At 64.7% G+C, this 17,215-nt stretch carries 16 protein-coding genes; all 16 read right to left on the reverse strand.

What is annotated here, in order from left to right; all coding sequences use genetic code 11:
- Nucleotides 1-26 precede the first annotated feature (26 nt).
- The 16 genes from ACT6VE_RS20795 to ACT6VE_RS20870 all read right to left on the reverse strand — a co-directional run bounded on the left by ACT6VE_RS20795 (nt 27) and on the right by ACT6VE_RS20870 (nt 17,212).
- On the reverse strand, nt 27-1,448 hold the full coding sequence (locus tag ACT6VE_RS20795) for an ATP-binding protein (RefSeq protein ID WP_444800344.1): 1,422 nt from the start codon (nt 1,446-1,448) through the stop codon (nt 27-29).
- Nucleotides 1,449-1,451: 3 nt separating this feature from the next.
- On the reverse strand, nt 1,452-2,135 hold the full coding sequence (locus ACT6VE_RS20800; protein ID WP_444800345.1) for a response regulator transcription factor: 684 nt from the start codon (nt 2,133-2,135) through the stop codon (nt 1,452-1,454).
- A gap of 117 nt (nt 2,136-2,252) precedes the next feature.
- The gene (locus ACT6VE_RS20805; RefSeq protein WP_444800346.1) at nt 2,253-3,818 is read right to left on the reverse strand and encodes a Do family serine endopeptidase; all 1,566 of its coding nucleotides are present in this window, start codon (nt 3,816-3,818) and stop codon (nt 2,253-2,255) included.
- 133 nt (nt 3,819-3,951) lie between these two features.
- The gene (locus ACT6VE_RS20810; RefSeq protein WP_444800347.1) at nt 3,952-4,410 is read right to left on the reverse strand and encodes a cytochrome c-type biogenesis protein; all 459 of its coding nucleotides are present in this window, start codon (nt 4,408-4,410) and stop codon (nt 3,952-3,954) included.
- The gene (locus ACT6VE_RS20815; RefSeq protein ID WP_444800348.1) at nt 4,407-6,392 is read right to left on the reverse strand and encodes a heme lyase CcmF/NrfE family subunit; all 1,986 of its coding nucleotides are present in this window, start codon (nt 6,390-6,392) and stop codon (nt 4,407-4,409) included. Before ACT6VE_RS20815 ends, ACT6VE_RS20810 begins: the two co-directional genes overlap by 4 nt.
- Nucleotides 6,389-6,838 carry a cytochrome c maturation protein CcmE gene (gene ccmE, locus ACT6VE_RS20820; protein WP_069059390.1) on the reverse strand — a complete coding sequence of 150 codons (450 nt, stop codon included), beginning with the start codon at nt 6,836-6,838 and terminating at the stop codon, nt 6,389-6,391. The genes ACT6VE_RS20815 and ccmE overlap by 4 nt, the downstream gene beginning before the upstream one ends.
- Entirely contained in the window at nt 6,835-7,974 is a 1,140-nt protein-coding gene (gene ccmI / locus ACT6VE_RS20825; RefSeq protein ID WP_444800349.1) for a c-type cytochrome biogenesis protein CcmI, read from the reverse strand. The genes ccmE and ccmI overlap by 4 nt, the downstream gene beginning before the upstream one ends.
- A gap of 216 nt (nt 7,975-8,190) precedes the next feature.
- Complete coding sequence (locus ACT6VE_RS20830) at nt 8,191-8,619, reverse strand: hypothetical protein (RefSeq protein WP_444800445.1); 429 nt, start codon at nt 8,617-8,619, stop codon at nt 8,191-8,193.
- Between the two features lie 109 nt (nt 8,620-8,728).
- Nucleotides 8,729-10,147 carry an ATP-binding protein gene (locus tag ACT6VE_RS20835; RefSeq protein ID WP_444800350.1) on the reverse strand — a complete coding sequence of 473 codons (1,419 nt, stop codon included), beginning with the start codon at nt 10,145-10,147 and terminating at the stop codon, nt 8,729-8,731.
- A complete protein-coding gene (locus tag ACT6VE_RS20840) occupies nt 10,137-10,808 on the reverse strand; it encodes a response regulator transcription factor (RefSeq protein ID WP_069059394.1) in 672 nt (223 codons plus the stop codon). Before ACT6VE_RS20840 ends, ACT6VE_RS20835 begins: the two co-directional genes overlap by 11 nt.
- 47 nt (nt 10,809-10,855) lie before the next feature.
- Nucleotides 10,856-11,107: a hypothetical protein gene (locus ACT6VE_RS20845; protein WP_444800351.1), complete on the reverse strand. Its 252-nt coding sequence runs from the start codon at nt 11,105-11,107 to the stop codon at nt 10,856-10,858.
- An 81-nt stretch (nt 11,108-11,188) separates the two neighbouring features.
- Complete coding sequence (locus ACT6VE_RS20850) at nt 11,189-11,398, reverse strand: hypothetical protein (RefSeq protein WP_444800352.1); 210 nt, start codon at nt 11,396-11,398, stop codon at nt 11,189-11,191.
- A gap of 15 nt (nt 11,399-11,413) precedes the next feature.
- Nucleotides 11,414-15,250 (reverse strand): baseplate multidomain protein megatron, encoded by a 3,837-nt coding sequence (locus ACT6VE_RS20855; protein WP_444800353.1) that lies wholly within the window; start codon nt 15,248-15,250, stop codon nt 11,414-11,416.
- Nucleotides 15,251-15,253: 3 nt separating this feature from the next.
- Complete coding sequence (locus tag ACT6VE_RS20860) at nt 15,254-15,694, reverse strand: NlpC/P60 family protein (protein ID WP_444800354.1); 441 nt, start codon at nt 15,692-15,694, stop codon at nt 15,254-15,256.
- The gene (locus ACT6VE_RS20865) at nt 15,687-16,577 is read right to left on the reverse strand and encodes a DUF2163 domain-containing protein (RefSeq protein ID WP_444800355.1); all 891 of its coding nucleotides are present in this window, start codon (nt 16,575-16,577) and stop codon (nt 15,687-15,689) included. Before ACT6VE_RS20865 ends, ACT6VE_RS20860 begins: the two co-directional genes overlap by 8 nt.
- Entirely contained in the window at nt 16,574-17,212 is a 639-nt protein-coding gene (locus ACT6VE_RS20870; RefSeq protein WP_444800356.1) for a phage distal tail protein, Rcc01695 family, read from the reverse strand. Before ACT6VE_RS20870 ends, ACT6VE_RS20865 begins: the two co-directional genes overlap by 4 nt.
- Between the last annotated feature and the right edge of the window lie 3 nt (nt 17,213-17,215).

Here is a 17,215-nt window from a genome sequence, read left to right on the forward strand (position 1 = left end):
CCTCGCCTTTTTGAGGACGAGGTGTATCAGTCCGGAAGGACGGGGAAAACCATTCTGACCGTCAGCCCCCGATTGTTTTCCCGCTCGGGATGCGTCGCATCCAGTTCCAGCCGGCCGTGATGCATTTCCATGACGGCGCCAACGAGCGACAGGCCAAGGCCGGTGCCGGGCTTGGAGCGGCTGGCATCGAGCCGCACGAAGCGTTTGACGACCTCGTCGTGCTTGTCGTCCGGCACGCCGGCCCCACTATCGGCGACCGATAGGACGACATCGCCATCCCGCCGCACGAGCGACACGCGAATCTCCGGGTCATCACTGCCTTCGGCATATTTGATCGCATTGTCGATGAGGTTGCCGAGCGCCTGGCCGACGAGCTCACGGTTGCCCTTGATTTCGACCCCATCGGCGATCTCGGTCAGGAGCTTCAGGCCGCAATCCTCGGCAACCGGTTCATAGAGCTCGGCGCCATCATGGGCGATGCCGCTGATATCGATCGCGCTCATCTCCGCCGGCGCCTGCCCCGCTTCGACGCGGGAGATCATCAGAAGCGCATTGAAGGTGCGGATAAGCTGGTCGGATTCGCCGATCATCTCCTCCAGCGCGATGCGGTAATCGGCCTTTTCATTGCCGGCAAGGGCTGCCTCCGCCTTGTTGCGCAGGCGCGTCAGCGGTGTCTTCAGGTCATGTGCAATATTGTCGGAAACCTGCTTCAGACCCTCGTTCAGCTTCTCGATGCGCCCGAGCATCGTGTTCAGCGATTCCGACAGCCGGTCGAACTCGTCACCCGAACCGCTTGTCGGCAGACGCTGCGAGAGATCGCCGGCCATGATGCGCTGGCTGGCGTCGGACATGCGATCCATGCGCTTCAAGGCATTGCGGCCGATCAGATACCATATGGCGAGCGCGCCGATGCCCATGACGCCGAGCGCCACCATCAGCGCCTGGCGCACCAGCTTGCGAAAGTTCTCCGGCTCACCGAGATCGCGGCCGACCAGCACGCGCAGGCCATTGGACAGCACCGTCACCTGCGCATAGGCCATCGGACGGTTGTTGCCGCGCGTTTCTTCCTGGTAGCGCTGGTAGCGGAACGGTGTCTCCGTCCAGCCCTCATTGTCCAGAACGCCGGGCTGGATCGAAGCGACGTTGCCGGCCAGCACTTCGCCAGTCGGGCTTGCGATAATGTAGAGATTGGCGCCTGGCTGACGGGTGCGCCGCTCCAGCGTACGCAACAGGCCGTTCATGCCGTTGTTGTCGAAGACGCGTTCGATCTGCTCGGTTTCCTGCGCCACCGCTTCGCGCATCTGCTGCTTGAGCAAGCCCTCCGACATGGAGGAAACGTAGAAAACGAGAAAAGCCGCGCAAGCGGCGAAGAGCAGGAGATAGATCGCGGAAAGGCGTACCGCCGTGGTGCGGTAGAGGGCAGTCAGCCGGCCGAGCAGTCGCTGCATGGATCAGCCCGCCGCCTCTTCCTTCATCATATATCCCGCGCCGCGCACGGTGCGCAGCAGCGGCTGGTCGAAATCCTTCTCGATCTTCGAACGCAGCCGCGAGACATGGACGTCGATGACATTGGTCTGCGGGTCGAAATGGTAGTCCCAGACGTTTTCGAGCAGCATGGTGCGGGTCACCACCTGCCCGGCATTCTTCATCAGATACTCCAGCAGGCGGAACTCACGCGGCTGGAGGAGGATTTCCCTGCCGGCGCGCCTGACGGTGTGGGAGAGCCGGTCGAGTTCCAGATCGCCGACCCGGTAGACCATGTCCTGCTCCGGGGTGCCCTTGCGGCGGCCCAGCACTTCGACACGGGCCAGAAGCTCGCTGAAGGCATAGGGTTTTGGCAGATAGTCGTCGCCACCGGCACGCAGGCCCGTCACGCGGTCATCGACCTGGCCGAGGGCGGAGAGGATGAGCACGGGCGTGTGGATGTTGCGGCGGCGCAATTCCGAAATCAGCGACAGGCCATCGCGGCGCGGCAGCATGCGGTCGATGACCAGCACGTCGTAGCTGTTTTCCGTCGCGAGGAAGAGGCCGCTTTCGCCGTCGCTCGCATGGTCGAGCACGATGCCCGCCTCACGAAAGGCCTTCGAGAGATAGGCGGCCGCCTCCAGATCGTCTTCCACAATCAATATCTTCATCGTACGGACCTTACAGCATGTTCGGCGAGCGTTGGCTAGCAGCGCCCTATCCGGATATGGCAGCGCCGCGAAACCTTGCGATCTCGCGGCGCCGTGGGTAGGCAATGCCGGAGCCGATCAGCCCTGGTCGATCGGCAGCGCCAGGAAGCGGCTACCGTCATTGGTCTCGATCTGGAACAGCGCCTTGGAACGGCCGTCCTTGCGGGCGTTGTCGATAACCTTCACCACGTCGTCGGCAGACTTCACAGCCTGGTTGTTGACCGAGGTGATGCGATCGCCTTCCTTGAGGCCGCGATCGCTGGCGTCGGAGTCCGGATCGACGGAGGAGACCGTCAGGCCGTCATCGCCGGGCGTAACCGAGATGCCAAGATCGGCAAGCGCCTGTTCGCTGGCGGGAGCTTCCGGCTCGACTTCCTCGGCGCCCGTTGCGGCCTGGATCTGCTCGCCAGCAAGCGTGCCGATCTCGACGGAGACGTTCTGAGACTTGCCATCACGCCAGACCGAAAGATCAACCTTCTTGCCGGGGGCAATATCGGCGACACGGCGGGCGAGATCACGCGGGTCCTTGATCGGATCACCATCGAGCGCCGTGATCACGTCACCCTTCTTGATGCCGGCCTTGGCACCGGGCGAGTCGGCCTGCGGCTCTACGACGAGGGCACCGGCAGCATCCGCAAGGCCGAGCGAGTCGGCGATGTCGCGGCTTACCGGCTGGATCTGAACGCCGAGCCAACCGCGATCGACCTTGCCGTCCTTCATCAGGTCGGCGACGACGCCCTTGGCGACGGAGGCGGGAATTGCAAAAGCAATGCCGACATTGCCGCCCGACGGCGAGAAGATCGCGGTGTTGATGCCGACAACCTGACCATTCAGGTTGAAGGTCGGGCCACCGGAGTTGCCGCGGTTCACGGCAGCGTCCACCTGGAGGTAGTCGTCATAGGGGCCGGAGCCGATGTCACGACCGCGGGCCGAGATGATGCCGGCCGTCACCGTACCGCCGAGGCCGAACGGGTTGCCGACAGCGACGACCCAGTCGCCGACGCGGATCTGGCTGTCATCGGCGAAGCTCACATAGGTGAACTTGCGCTTGTCCTTTTCCTCGACCTTCAACACGGCGAGGTCCGTGCGGGTATCCTTGCCGACGAGCTTGGCATCGAGTTCCGTGCCGTCATTCATGACGACCGTGAAGGCCGAACCATCGTTGACGACGTGGTTGTTGGTGACAATGTAGCCATCTTCCGAGATGAAGAAGCCGGAACCCTGCGACGTCGGGCGCAGATGCGGCTTGCGGTCGGGGCCACGACGATCGCTGAACTGGCGATCCTTGCCACGGTCGCCGTGAGACTGATCCGGGCCGCCGAATTCACGGAAGAAGCGCTTCAGCGGGTGATCGTCGGGAAGTTCATCGAGGCTGCGGCCGCCGAAGTTGAACGAGAAGTTGCTCTCGTCATTGGCCGGCTTGATATCGGACTGGACACGGACGGAAACGACGGCCGGGGAGACGGCCGAGACGACGTCGGCGAAGCTCGCAACCTGCGGCGCCTGGACGGAAACGGCTTCGGCAAAACTTTCGCTAACACGGGCGGGAATGCCGGTCGCCAGCATAACGGCCGCAAGTCCGGCGACGGTCGTCGTCTTCAGTACGGTCTTGAGGCCCGGACGGAATGCGGAAATCTTGGACATTCTTTGCACCTTTTCTCTCATTCATGGCTGCGCTCAGCAGCCGATGGAAGAAGAGATAGGCCTGCACACATTACGGCGCACTATCCGCCGCATGAATTTTTCGTAATGTTGGAGAATTTCGGGGGAAGCGGGTCTATTCGCGCGTCAGCGCGCGCTCCAGCTCGGCTTTTTCAGCCTCCGAGAGCGGTGTTCCCGTCGGTTTTCCGCCGCGCTTGCGCACGAAGAGCACCATGGCCGTGGCACCGGCAAGGAAAAGCACGATCGGCGCGCCCCACAACAGCAGGGTTTCACCACGCAGGCGCGGATTGAGCAGCACGAACTCGCCATAACGCGAAACGACATAGGCGATCACCGCCTCGTCGCTGTCGCCATTCTTCAGGCGCTCGCGCACGAGAAGACGCAGGTCGCGCGCAAGTTCCGCATTCGAATCGTCGATCGACTGGTTCTGGCAGACCATGCAGCGAAGCTGGGAAGAGAGGGTTCGCGCGCGCGCCTCCAGGGCGGGATCGGCCAACACCTCATCCGGATTGACGGCGAAAGCGGGAAAGGCCGTGAGAATAAAGGCAAAAGCCAGAATGAGGCGGCGCATCATTCGGCCGCCTCCAGCACAGGCTTCACCTTGCGCGCCTTCTGTGGCGCCCCGACACGCAGACGCCGGTCGAAGAGCGAAACGACGCCGCCCGCCATCATGATCAGCGCGCCGATCCAGATGCAGAGGATCATCGGCTTCCACCAGACGCGAACGACGATACCGCCATCCGCCATCGCGTCACCCAGCGACACATAGAGTTGGCTGAAGCCGAAGGTGCGGATGCCGGCCTCGGTCGTCGGCATGCGGCGCGCCGTATACATCCGCTTCGAAGACCAGATGTCCGTCACCGTCACCCCGCCCCGCGCCACCGTGAAGTGACCGGACTCTTCTGAATAGTTCGGCCCCTGGCCGCGGCGCATGCCATCGAAGGTGAGCGTAAAGCCGCCCGCCTCCACCTGCATGCCCGGCTTCATTTCCACCACATGCTCGGTCTCGAACGCTGTTACAGCGATGACGCCGATAACCATCACGCCGACGCCGATATGGGCCAGCGCCGTGCCGAAGGCCGAGCCAGGCAGGCCGATGAAACGGCGGAAGGCGACATTGCCGGTTACCTTGCCGATGCCGGCGCGCAGCGACAGATCGGTGATCGATCCCGCGATCATGTAGAAGCCGATGGCGATGCCGAAATAGGCAAGCAACGGCCCGCCGCCCTGCGCATAGATGACTGTCGCCGCCGCGACCAGGCCAACGCCGACCGCAGCAAACAGGCGCTGCCCGGCGGCAAAAACATCGCCGCGCTTCCAGGCAAGCAGCGGCCCGAACGGCACCGCAAGCAGAAGCGGCAGCATCAGAAGGCCGAAGGTCAGGTTGAAGAAGGGCGGGCCAACGGAAATCTTTTCACCGGTCAGCGCTTCCAGCACAAGCGGGTAGAGCGTGCCGGTCAGCACGGTCGCCGCCGCCGTCGTGAGGATCAGGTTGTTGAGGACCAGCGCGCCTTCGCGCGAGATCGGCGCAAACAGGCCGCCGGCCTTCAGCGTCGCGGCCCGGAAGGCAAAGAGCGAGAGCGCGCCGCCGATGAAGATGACGAGGATGGCGAGGATGAAGACGCCGCGCGTCGGATCGGTCGCGAAGGCATGCACCGAGGTCAGGACGCCGGAGCGCACGAGGAACGTGCCGAGCAGCGACATGGAGAAGGTGAGGATTGCCAGCAGCACCGTCCAGATCTTCAGCGCCTCGCGCTTTTCCATGACCAGTGCGGAATGCAACAGCGCCGTACCGGCAAGCCACGGAATGAAGGAGGCGTTCTCCACCGGATCCCAGAACCACCAGCCGCCCCAGCCGAGTTCGTAATAGGCCCAGTAGGACCCCATGGCGATGCCGGCGGTCAGAAAGCTCCAGGCGGCAAGCGCCCACGGCCGCACCCAGCGCGCCCAGGCCGCATCGATCCGCCCGTCGATGAGTGCTGCGATGGCGAAGGAGAAACAGACGGAGAAGCCGACATAGCCGAGATAGAGCAGCGGCGGATGGATCGCGAGGCCGATATCCTGCAGGACCGGATTGAGGTCCTTGCCCTCGGCCGGCGCCGGCGAAAGGCGCAGGAACGGGTTCGAGGTCAACAGCACGAAGAGCGCGAAGGCGGTCGAGATAAGGCCCTGCACCGCCAGCACGTTGGCGCGCAGCCGTTCCGGCAGGTTGCTGCCGAAGGTCGCGACCAGCGCGCTGAAGAAGACGAGGATAAGGAGCCAGAGCAGCATCGAGCCCTCGTGGTTCCCCCACACACCGGAGATCTTGTAGATCATCGGCTTCAGCGAATGCGAGTTCTCCCAGACATTGGCGACCGAAAAGTCGGAAACGACATAGGCGAAGGTCAGCACCGAGAAGGAGAAAAGCACCAGCAGGAAACCGGCAAGGGCGGCGGCGGGTGCTACCGCCATCAGCGAGCGGTCGTTGCGGATCGTGCCGACCAGCGGCAGGATCGACTGGACGATCACCGTCGCGAGCGCGAGAACCAGAGCATAGTGTCCAAGCTCGATGATCATTTGATCGTTTCCTTGCCGGAGAGTTCGACGCCCTGCGCCTTCAGGCGGTCGGCCACGTCCTTGGGCATGTAGGTCTCGTCATGTTTGGCGAGCACCGTATCGGCGACGAACAGCCCGCCCGTGCCGAAAGCGCCTTCCGCCACGACGCCCTGCCCTTCGCGGAAAAGGTCCGGAAGAATGCCGGTATAGGTCACCGGCACCGTCGCGAGCGTATCCGTCACCGTGAAGGTGATCGTCGATCCCTCACCGCGTTTGAGCGTGCCGGTTTCGACGAGGCCACCGAGGCGGATGCGCGTGCCCGGCGGCACATTGGCCTTGGCAATATCGCCCGGCACATAGAAGTAGGCGATCGACTGGCTGAAGGCGAACATCACGAGCAGCACCGCCGCCACGAGGAAAGCGACGCCGCCGCCGATCACTGCCAGACGTTTCTGCTTGCGTGTCATTGTCCGCCGCCCTCAGCCGAAATCGATAGGTCCCGGGCCAGTGCCAGAAGCTGTTTGCCGTTCTCGCTGTCCGCCGGGAAGGTTTTCAGCGCGGTCTGTAGCGCGGCCTCGGCCTTCGACCTTTGATCCAGCACAACATAGGAACGGATGATACGCGTCCATCCTTCGAAATTGTTCGGATCGTCCTGCAGTTTCGTCGCAAGGCTTTCCACCATGCCGGCGATCATCTGCTGGCGATCACCCGTCGACATGTCCTGCGCCGCGGCCACGTCATCCGCCGTCGGGTTGCCGAGCTGGCCGGCGGTCTCGCTGCCCTGCCCTTCGGCAAGCGTCGCGATATGCCGGTTGACGAGCGGCAGCCAGGGCGCACCGGCCGGCGCTTCCTTGGCGATCGCCTCGAAGGCGGCGCGTGCCTCTGCCCGCTTGCCGTCCTGTTCCAGCGCCAGCGCCAGGTAATATTTCGCACGCGGGTTGTCGGCCTTGAGCTTCAGCGACTGTTCAAGCTGCTTGCGCGCCTCGGCCGTGACGATGCCGCTGGAAAGCGCAATCAGCGTTTCCGCATGGCCGTCCAGCCGCTCGGTGCTCGGCCCGAGCAGGCGGATCGCCTGGGAAAACGCGTTCGCCGAATCTTCCATCCGGCCGCTTCGGTAATAGATCGGCGCCAGCAGATCCCAGCCGGCTCCGTCGTCCGGATTGCGCGCCAGATGGTTTTCCGCCCGGGCGATCAGGATGCTGATGTCGTTGCCCGGATTTGCAAGGCGCTCTGCGAGCGGCTGGGCCGGAAGATCCGGCCGGCCGGTCGCCAAGTAAAGACAGAGGCCGATAGCAGGCAGGAGGAGAATGACAAAGGCCTGCGCCAGCCGGTTGCGGCGGTCCGCGGGGTCGGCCTTACCCTTTGCCCCGTCCTTGCTCGCGGCAATCAGCCGCCGCGCGACTTCGGCGCGGGCAAGCTCCGCCTCGCTTGAGCCGATGAGGCCCGTCGCCTCATCCCGCTTCAACTCTTCGAGCTGGTCGCGGTAGACTTCGATGTCATGACTGGCATCGCCCGCCGCCGCCACAGGACGTCGCAGGAGAGGGAGAAGCAGAACGGCGGCAACGGCGGCCGTCAGGATGGCGACAAGAATCCAGAAAAACATGACAATCAATTACTGGAACGCCGGGACGTTTCCAATTCCCAAGGGAACGATGACGCAAAATTGAGGCGTTTCGCCGCAACGGTCAAACGATCACGCAACGGGAACCGGCCGATTCCAGAGAAATTCCGATGAAATCCGGTTCACCGGAGCTGCTCTAGGAGATTGTTTTATCGCTTTATCCCATGCCGAAGCGATGCCGCTTCGGCTGGAAATGCTCTAGGAAAGCGGTGCCCAGGCCCCGTCTGCGTTGCGGCAGGCAGCACCTCGCGTCGACGTCCCGCGGCCTTCGATGGTGAGTGTATGGCTATACTGCCGGCAGTTCTGTGAGCCGACCTGGTAGGGCGCAGCCGCCACGACCGAGCCGCTGATACCGCTGCCCTGCCAGACGACCGGCTGGCCGCCGGGAGCGGCTTCCAGTGCACGATACTCGGCCTCCAGCGCGCGCTGCATATCGGCCTTGGAGAGTTGCGTCGCCGTGTTACGGCTGACGAGCCCGCCCTGCAGCGCGGTAATGTAGACCCCCGCGCCAGCCGAAACCGCACCCCCGCCAGCCGGAACCTTGCCGCCTGACGTAGTCGTGCATCCCGATACCGTCGCTGTTGCCAGAAGGAGGGGAAAAAAGGCGCCGCGCAAACCCGTCTTCATCCGGTGGAACCGTCTCTCTTCACGCATGGGGCGGCGAACCGCCCGGCAAATCGTCCATCCCGCGATCCTCATATTCGCGAGCCCCTCCCTTGTTGCATTGTCCGCCGCCTCAAGCAACATCCTTTGTGACCGCCGGCAAAACCAGTCGCGCCAGCAAGCCGCCGCCTGAACCCCGGGAAAGTCCGAAGGTTCCCTGGTATTCCGACGTGATCTCGCTGACGATGGACAAGCCCAGCCCGGTGCCCGGCTTGCTCTCGTCGAGCCGCTTGCCGCGCTTCATCGCTTCGCGGATCTGGTCCGGCTCAAGGCCCGGCCCATCGTCCTCGACTTCGATCACGATCCAGCTTTTGCGCGCATCGTCACTGCCGCGAATATCGTCCGGCGCGACGAAGGCGCGGATGGCCACCTCGGTGCGAGCATATCGCGCGGCGTTTTCCAGGAGGTTGCCGACCGTCTCCTCGACGTCCTGCTGCTCCATCGCGAGAACCAGGCCGGGCGGATCGACTTTCAGCGGAAATTGCGTGTCGGCATTGAGGCGGCGCATCACGCGCACCAGCCGCTCCAGCACGGGCTGTGTCTCGGTGCGAGCCAGCACCGATTCGCGTTGCGCGGCGATACGGGCGCGGTTGAGGTAGGATTGCACCTGGCTTTGCATCGCTTCCGCCTGGGAGCGCACGAGATCGCCCTGGGGCGCTGCCAGCAACCGGGATTCGTTGAGCAGCACGGCAATCGGCGTCTTCAGCGAATGCGCGAGATTGCCGACCTGCATGCGCGCCCGCTCGACGATGCGCCGGTTGCTGTCGATCAGCGCGTTCACTTCGCTCGCCAGCGGCAGGATTTCCCGCGGGAAATCGCCGTCGAGCTGTTCGCTCTCCCCGGCCCTGATCTTTTCCAACGCCTTGCGCGCGCGGACAAGCGGCTTGAGGCCGATCAGGATCGCCGCCGCGTTGAGCAGCAAGCTGCCGAAACCGAAGCCGGCTAGCGCAAGATAGAGACTGCCGGAAAAGTCACCGATATCCGCTTCCAGCACATCGCGATTGCCGACGACACGAAAGCGCGCCGTACGCCCCTCATCGTCGAGCACCACTTCCGTCTCGCCGACTTCCACCTCGTTCCCGAAGGAATCGATGGTCGTGTAGAAGCGTTCATAACGCGTGTCGAAGGGAATGCTGTCCGTGTCGGCAATCGGTATGCTACCCGTCCCCAGCGAGGATGAGGTCAACGTCTCGCTTGCCAGCGCCCCGCCGATCGGCTCGACAATCCAGTACCAGCCCGATTTCGGCTGGAAGAAGCGCAGATCGCCGAGCTGTGGATTGCCGGAAAGCCGCGTATCCTCGCCCGTCGAAACAGAATTGATGACGTTGTAGAGCTGCGCCCGCAAAAGGTCGCGAAAACTCTTCTCCGCGCTTTGGCGATAGAGCGTCGAGATGACAACGGCGATCACGATGAGGGCGACGGCCGCCCACAGCGAGGCGAGAAGAAGAACGCGGAAGGTAAGCGAGCGGGAGCGTCTGGCGTTATTTGCCATTGGCCGGGGCTTGCATCCGGTAGCCGAGGCCACGCACGGTCTCGATCAGATCGACGCCGATCTTCTTGCGCAGGCGCCCGACAAAAACCTCGATCGTGTTGGAATCGCGGTCGAAATCCTGATCATACATGTGTTCGACCAGTTCGGTGCGCGACACCACCTCGCCCATATGATGCATCAGATAGGAAAGCAGTCGATACTCGTGCGAGGTGAGCTTCAGCGTCTCGCCATTGACGGTCGCCTTAGAGCCCTTCGTATCGAGCCGCACCGGCCCACAAACGATATCGGGGCTCGCATGGCCGGCCGCACGGCGGATCAGCGCTCGGATACGGGCCAGGACTTCCTCGACATGGAAGGGCTTTGCCACATAGTCGTCGGCACCAGCGTCGATGCCCGCCACCTTGTCGCTCCAGCGATCGCGGGCCGTGAGGATGAGGACCGGCATCGTCTTGCCGTCGGCGCGCCACTTTTCGAGCGCGGTGATGCCGTCCATTTCCGGCAGGCCGATATCCAGGATGATGGCGTCATAGGGCTCGGTATCGCCGAGATAGTGACCTTCCTCGCCATCGAAGGCCTGGTCCACTACATAGCCTGATTCCTTCAAGGCCTCGCTGAGCTGCCGGCTCAGATTGACGTCGTCCTCGACCACCAGGATGCGCATTCGCCCTCTTTCTGCTTCTTTCTTCCCGCCTCAAAGACCCGGAAGTGCTATATCGGCACGCGCACGGTCACCTTGCGCGGCCGGGCATTGCCCTTGCCGGGCACCAGCACGGTCACCACGCAGGTATCACCCTTCGGCTGCGCCGAAAGCAGTTCGCCACCGGTTTGAGCCAACACCTGCGCGGCCGCGTCGCTGCAATCGCCTGCAATCAGCGCGACATTGCTGCCGGCGCCCGTCGTGACAGGACCCGGCAGGATCAGGCTGGCCGCAAGTGCGGTTATGAGAAGTGGCGAGGCCATGAACATACTTTCAGGTGCGGATCATTCTGATGCAAGCAATAAACGATCCAGGCTGAATGGCAAATGAATGGCCGTCCATGTTCACCCCACCCGCCGGCGCGCCGAAATCCGCCCGTAGAGCGCCAGGATCCCGCCGATCGTGCCCACCGCCGCGACGATGAGATCGGCAAATTCCCCTTCGTCGCCGGCCGTCACCTCGACACCGGCCGCATTGGCGAGCGAGGCGAGAATCGCGATCAGCGCACCCCAGACGGTGCGCGACTGATACCAGGCCTTCAGGTCGTCATTCATCGATTTTCCTTTCGTTCAAAGGGTGATCGTCGCGCGCGCCGGCAGACCGAGCGGTACCGCCCGGCCAAGCTGGCGCACGCAAATGGAGAGTGTTGTCTGCGGCGCACCAAAATCCGCAAGCTCAGATGCCGTGGGATAAGTGAAGGCGGCCATCGTCGTATCCACGCTCCGCAGCACCGTCTCGCCGGTGAGAATGTCGAGGCGATAGGCCTCCGACGGTTCCTCGAGCGGAACATCGGCCGCCGCCCAATTGTCCGAATCGATTCGCCCGCGCCGAACCCAGGAAAATCGCACCGCGCCGTCCGTGCCGCGCTTCCCGCGAAGATGCACCGGCGAAAACGGCGTCAATGCCCGTTCGCCGCCAGCAAAGGCAAAGGGCCCCTCTTTTCCTTGCCCCGCCCCGACCGGCTCGACGATCCAGTTGGAAAGCCGGCCCATCTCCTCCACATCGAGACCGAGCGGCCGGACGGCATCGTCGAGCAAAACCACCTGCGCGCCGGCCACATGACCGGCCAGCATGGCGTCATCCGTACCATTCAGGGCACGCAACAGGCCCGTCAGCCGCCAGCGCTCCGGCGCGATCTCGCTCGCCCCGGTAAAGCCGACGATCTCCCACGCCCCGTTTGCGGCCTTGACGGCAAGACGGTTGGCGCCGTTCAGCACCGCAAGCCTTGATACCGAGGCAAGCCCGCCGGACATCATGTCCAGCACGATCGTCCTGCCCGGATCGAACCGTCCGACAACACCGGGAGCAAGCGGTTCGACCAGCCAGCCGATGCGCGCCGGCCGCTCCAGCCGGGCGCGGGCGCGAAACCCTTCGCTCGTCAGGGAATTCGACACGACCATAGCCCGCCACGGCCGCGCATAGGCGGCAACACGCGCAAAATCCAGAGCATCGCCGGCGCCATAGATCGGCAGGTCGAGCAACGCGATTTCCGGCGAAAAGGCATCCGCCGCACCGGCACCGCGCGCCAGATTGCGCCGGCCGTCCGGCAGCACCGGCGCGGGATTCTCTCCCGCCGCGATCGCCCGCGCCTCCACCTCGCGCACCAGCCCGTCGGTGATGCCGGTGATCAGAAACCGCCCCTCGGGCCCACCGACCAGCCGCACGACATCACCCGGCGTGGCCCCAAGCACGGTCGGCGGCAGGCGGAACGTCAATCGCTGCCGCCCCGCACGCTGGTCGCGCAGGGCCGTTTCGACGCTCGTTGCAGCAGCGCCCGCATGCAGGACCGCCGGAAGCGCCAGCCGCAGGACGCGGTCGTTGCCGCCCCCCATGCGGCGCGAGCGGGCCGCCACGCGCACATAGCCACCCGCATCATCGAAATGGTCGAGGATCGCCTCGCCGGCAAAGTCGCTCGCGTGCCCGCGGCTCTCCTCGAACAGGGCCTCGTCCGGACGCTCGGCAAACACGTCGATCTCGACCGGCGGCAAGGCCGATCTCTGTCGTGAACGGAAGACGAGCCTGCCATCCGCCTCCAGCGCATCGATCTGGAAGGCTTCCATCAACGGCTCGATCAGGGTGCGCGCCGAGGTCTGCTCTGCCTGCACGAAGCCTGGGAGATCGCCCGCAACGCCCGAGACCTCGAAATCCGAAAACCCGTGGTCCTTCAGGATGGCGGCAATGACATCCGCGGTGGTGCCAGCGCCAAGCCGCGCATTGAGCCAGTGCCCGCGCTGCCAGTTGAGCCCGTCCGACCAGAGCGCCGTGTCCTCCGGAAAGGCCGGAAAGGGCCGTGCATCCCAGGTCCAGAGGAAGATATGGTCGGCATCGACCATGCCCTCTTCCGGCTCGCTTCCCTGCCACCAGCCGTGATGCGCATCGAGAAAACGCCGCTGCACCGCGTCGTTGCGCGCACTGCCCGAATGATAGGGCAGCGCATTCTCCGAGCTTTTGGGATCGACGAAGACGTTCGGCTGGTTCGGCCCCTTGTCGATGGCCGAGCACCCAAGCTCGGTAAACCAGATCGGCTTGGAACGCGGCACCCAGGCCGTGTGCGTGGGCAGTTCCGCACCACCGGCAGCCCTCTCGTAATGGTGGTTGCCCCACCAGTTTTCCAGGTCCTTGTAGCGGAAGACCCAGGGCTTTCCCGCCATGCCATCGGTGATCGATGTGCGGACACGCGCCCGGCGCGCCGCCATATCGGCATAATACCAGTCAAAACCCTCGCCACGCGCAACCATGCCCCGCATCGCCGCAGCGTCTTCTGAATGCCGGAACCCATCCGGGTTACCGCTGAGCGTATCGCCGTCCTGCCAGTCGGAAAGCGGCATGTAATTGTCGATGCCGATCGCGTCGATCGCCGGCGAGGCCCAGAGCGGATCGAGATGAAACCGCACCTCGCCGCTGCCCGCCGGCTGATAGCCGAAATATTCTGTCCAGTCCGCCGCATAGGTGAGCTTCGTGGATAGTCCAAGGATCGCCCGGACATCCGCCGCGAGCGCCGTCAGCGCCTCGACGAAAGGAAATTGCCCCGCCCCGTCGCGCAACCAGGTCAGGCCACGCAGCTCCGATCCCACAATAAAGCCATCGACACCACCAGCGGCCTGCGCCAGCAACGCATAATGCAGAATCAGCCGGCGAAACCCTTCGTCCCCCGCAGGCCCGTTGACGATCTCGCCCGAAACGGAAAAATCCCCCGCCTCAGCATTTCCGACAAAAGCCTCGACCTGCGCGCGCGCCGCACTGGTGCCGTTTGCGGATGGCGGATGGCAGGTGATGCGCCCGCGCCAGGGATAGGGCGCCTGACGGGGACCGCCATAGGGATCGGGCAGCGCATTGTCCGCCGGCACATCCATCATCAGGAAAGGATAGAGATAGACCTTGAGGCCGCGCGCCTTCAGGTCCTTGATCGCCGCGACCACGCTGGCATCGGACGGCGTACCGCCATAGGATGGCCCACCGCCGCTCTGGCTCACAAGCGTGGCCGTGGCGCGCGTCAGGCCCGAAACCCGCCACGGCCGGCTCTCGGCCTCGCGCGCCGCAATCTCGACGCCCGGCACGATCCTGCAATGACCGGCGCGAAGGTCCGTCCCGAACCACGAGACGACAAGCCCCACCCGCTCCAGGTTCGGGCACAGCGCCTGCAATTCGTCGATCGAGGCTTCCCAGTCGGTCGCCGCAGTCAGCGTGTTGCGGTTGATGTTGCGCCCCTTGCCGGCCCCGAGCTTTTCGGTGACCAGCTGCGGATCATAGCCATGCTCGCTCGACCCGGGAATGAGCGTGACCGCACGCACCTTGCCCTCCAGCGAACCAACCGGCTTCAAAACCTCGAACTGCATGACAGGCACGCGGTTGCCGAACGTATCGAGCGGCAACCGCTCGAAGACGGCATAGGCAAGCCCGCGATAGGCCGGCACATTGCCCGCCCCCTGCTTCGCCTCGATCAGCGGATCTGGCAGCTGCGTGGCGGTCCCGCGATGCAGACGCATCTCGATCGACGTCAGGTCGAGTTCGCGCCCGTCCGCCCAGACCCGGCGGATGCTGGCGATAGGCCCCTCGCAAATCCCCACCGCAAAATTCGCGAAGTATCGAAACGTCTCCACGCGCGGCCCACTCGCCTTGCCGCCGGCCCGCTCGATGATCACCTCCTCCTCGAAGCGCGTCGCCCAGATCAGCGTGCCGCCAACACGAGCCGTGCCATAGACGCGGCTCACCGCCGTGCCCTCCTCCGCGCCCGGCACGCGCCCGTCGTTCAGCCGCGCTCCGGAAATGGTGTTGCCGCCATTGATGAGCGCACGGTCGACCATCGAGCCGGCCAGCGCACCCGCCGCCCGCCCAAGGATTGCGCCGAACGGGCCGAAGACGCTGCCGAGCGCGGCACCGGCCGCCTGGAAAAGAAGGGTGGCCATGGGTCAGAAAGGCTCCGGAAAACGGAAGACGCCGGCGATACGCCGGCGCCAGGAGGGCACGAGCGGCGATTCGATGACCGCCGCCTGTTCGTAGGCATGGATGAAGCGTTCCTCGGGCGCGGCGATGCCGGCATGTTTTGCCGCCACCCCCGCCCGCCAGCGGAAGATAAGGACATCCCCCGGCCGCAACTGGGACAGCGGCAGCATCGCCCCGCAATGGCGCGCCGCGGCATCGAGCAGCCGCTCCTCGCCCGCCCGCTCCGCCCAGTCCATCGCATAGGGCGCCGGCACTTCGGGCTCGACGCCGTAAAGCTCCCGCCACACGCCGCGAATCAACCCGAGACAATCGCAGCCGACGCCCTTCAGCGCCCCCTGATGGCGATAGGGCGTGCCCACGAACCCGCGCGCAACGGCAACGACGCGATCGGCAAAGACCTCACTCATAGAGCGGCCTCCCATCATGCGAGGTCTCGCCATCGGCATAGCCATAGGTGAAGTCGCTGCCCGGCATATGCGGAAAGCCACGGAAACTCAGCCCGTTGGCGAACTTCGTCCGGCAGGTCGAGAAACGCTTGTCGCATCCCGCCGTCACCAGCATCGTATCGCCGACGGCAACACCGGCCGGCACCGGCAGCCAGAAGGTCAGTTCGTCCGCCCCGCCTGCCTTGCGCTGGTCCTCGATATCCACCGTCAGCCCATTCGCCGCGCCGCTCATGAAGAGCAGCACGCCATGGCGAAAAAACCGTTCGGCAAAAGCCGAAAGCCCGCTGACGCGAATGTGCATGTCGTCCAGCACCGTGCTCACCGTCGCCGTCCCGCGAAAATCCGGCGAGGCGATGTTCACGCCGCACCGGGTGTCGCCCAGCACCGCATCACAGCGGTGGCCGTAAATCCGCCCGCGCACCTGGTCCAGCGCATGGGTCAACCGCCGCAGTTCCGCGCGGAAAAGCCCGCCTTCGCGCCGCACTTCGCCAAGCTCCGCCGTGCGCAACAGCAGCCGCTGCGACGGGTCCTGCCAGTTGACGGTATAGACCTCGACCTTCGCCCCGTCGTAGCGCCCGGCCGAAAGATCCTCCATGCGGATCGCCTCGGCGGAAAAACCGCCGGACACGTCACCGCCCTCGGCGGAAAGCCCGCCCGTATCCTCCACCTCGCTTCCCTCGAAGCCGCTCGCCGCCAGATAGTCCACGCCGCCGAAGGAGAGCGTGCGGTCGTGATCGGTAAAGCCCATCACCGCGCCATCCCGCCGCGTCACTTTCCAGGCGTGGCAGAGCGTCGTCACTCCGCCGTCGAGATGGGCCTGCAACCCGGCCGGTATGGTCCTCATGGCTTGATCTCCACCAGCGGAATGGACGGGATGCGCCCGGCATTGAACTGCGCCAGGTCGATATCGATCCGGTCGGTGTCGAAGCGCACCGGCACGTCGAACTCGAACCCGGCGCGGATGGTACCCGAGGTGGGTATCTTGCCCGGCTTGAAGGTCACGGTTCCAAGCACGGGATCCACCGAGAAATCCGCTGCCGGCACCGCACTCCCGGCGACCGAGACGACCACCGTCCCCGCCACCGGCTTCTCGATCACCCGCACGGTCTCACCACCGGCATCCGCATAGCGCTTCACCAGCTGGAACGTCGCCGTCACGCCGTTTCCCGTGCCGATGACCTGGTCGCCGGCACCAACGGCAGCATTCGGCGCACAGGACTTGTGATCCACCGGATCGCGAAAGCGGAATCCGTAAAACTGCCCCGCGCGCGTCTCGAAAAAGGCGAGCACGGCGTACAGGTCCTCGACCGAGCGTACGCCGGAGCCGGCGTCATAACGCCGCCGCGCATCCTGCCAGCGCCGGTTGCGGTTTTCCCGCCCGTTGGAAAGGCTGACGATATCCGTCCGTCGTACCGGCCCGCCGCTCGTGCCGAGCGCCACGCGCAGCGGAAACCGCACCTCGTGAAATCCTGCCGTCATGTC

Source organism: Shinella sp. (assembly GCF_052438155.1).
Lineage (GTDB): Bacteria > Pseudomonadota > Alphaproteobacteria > Rhizobiales > Rhizobiaceae > Shinella.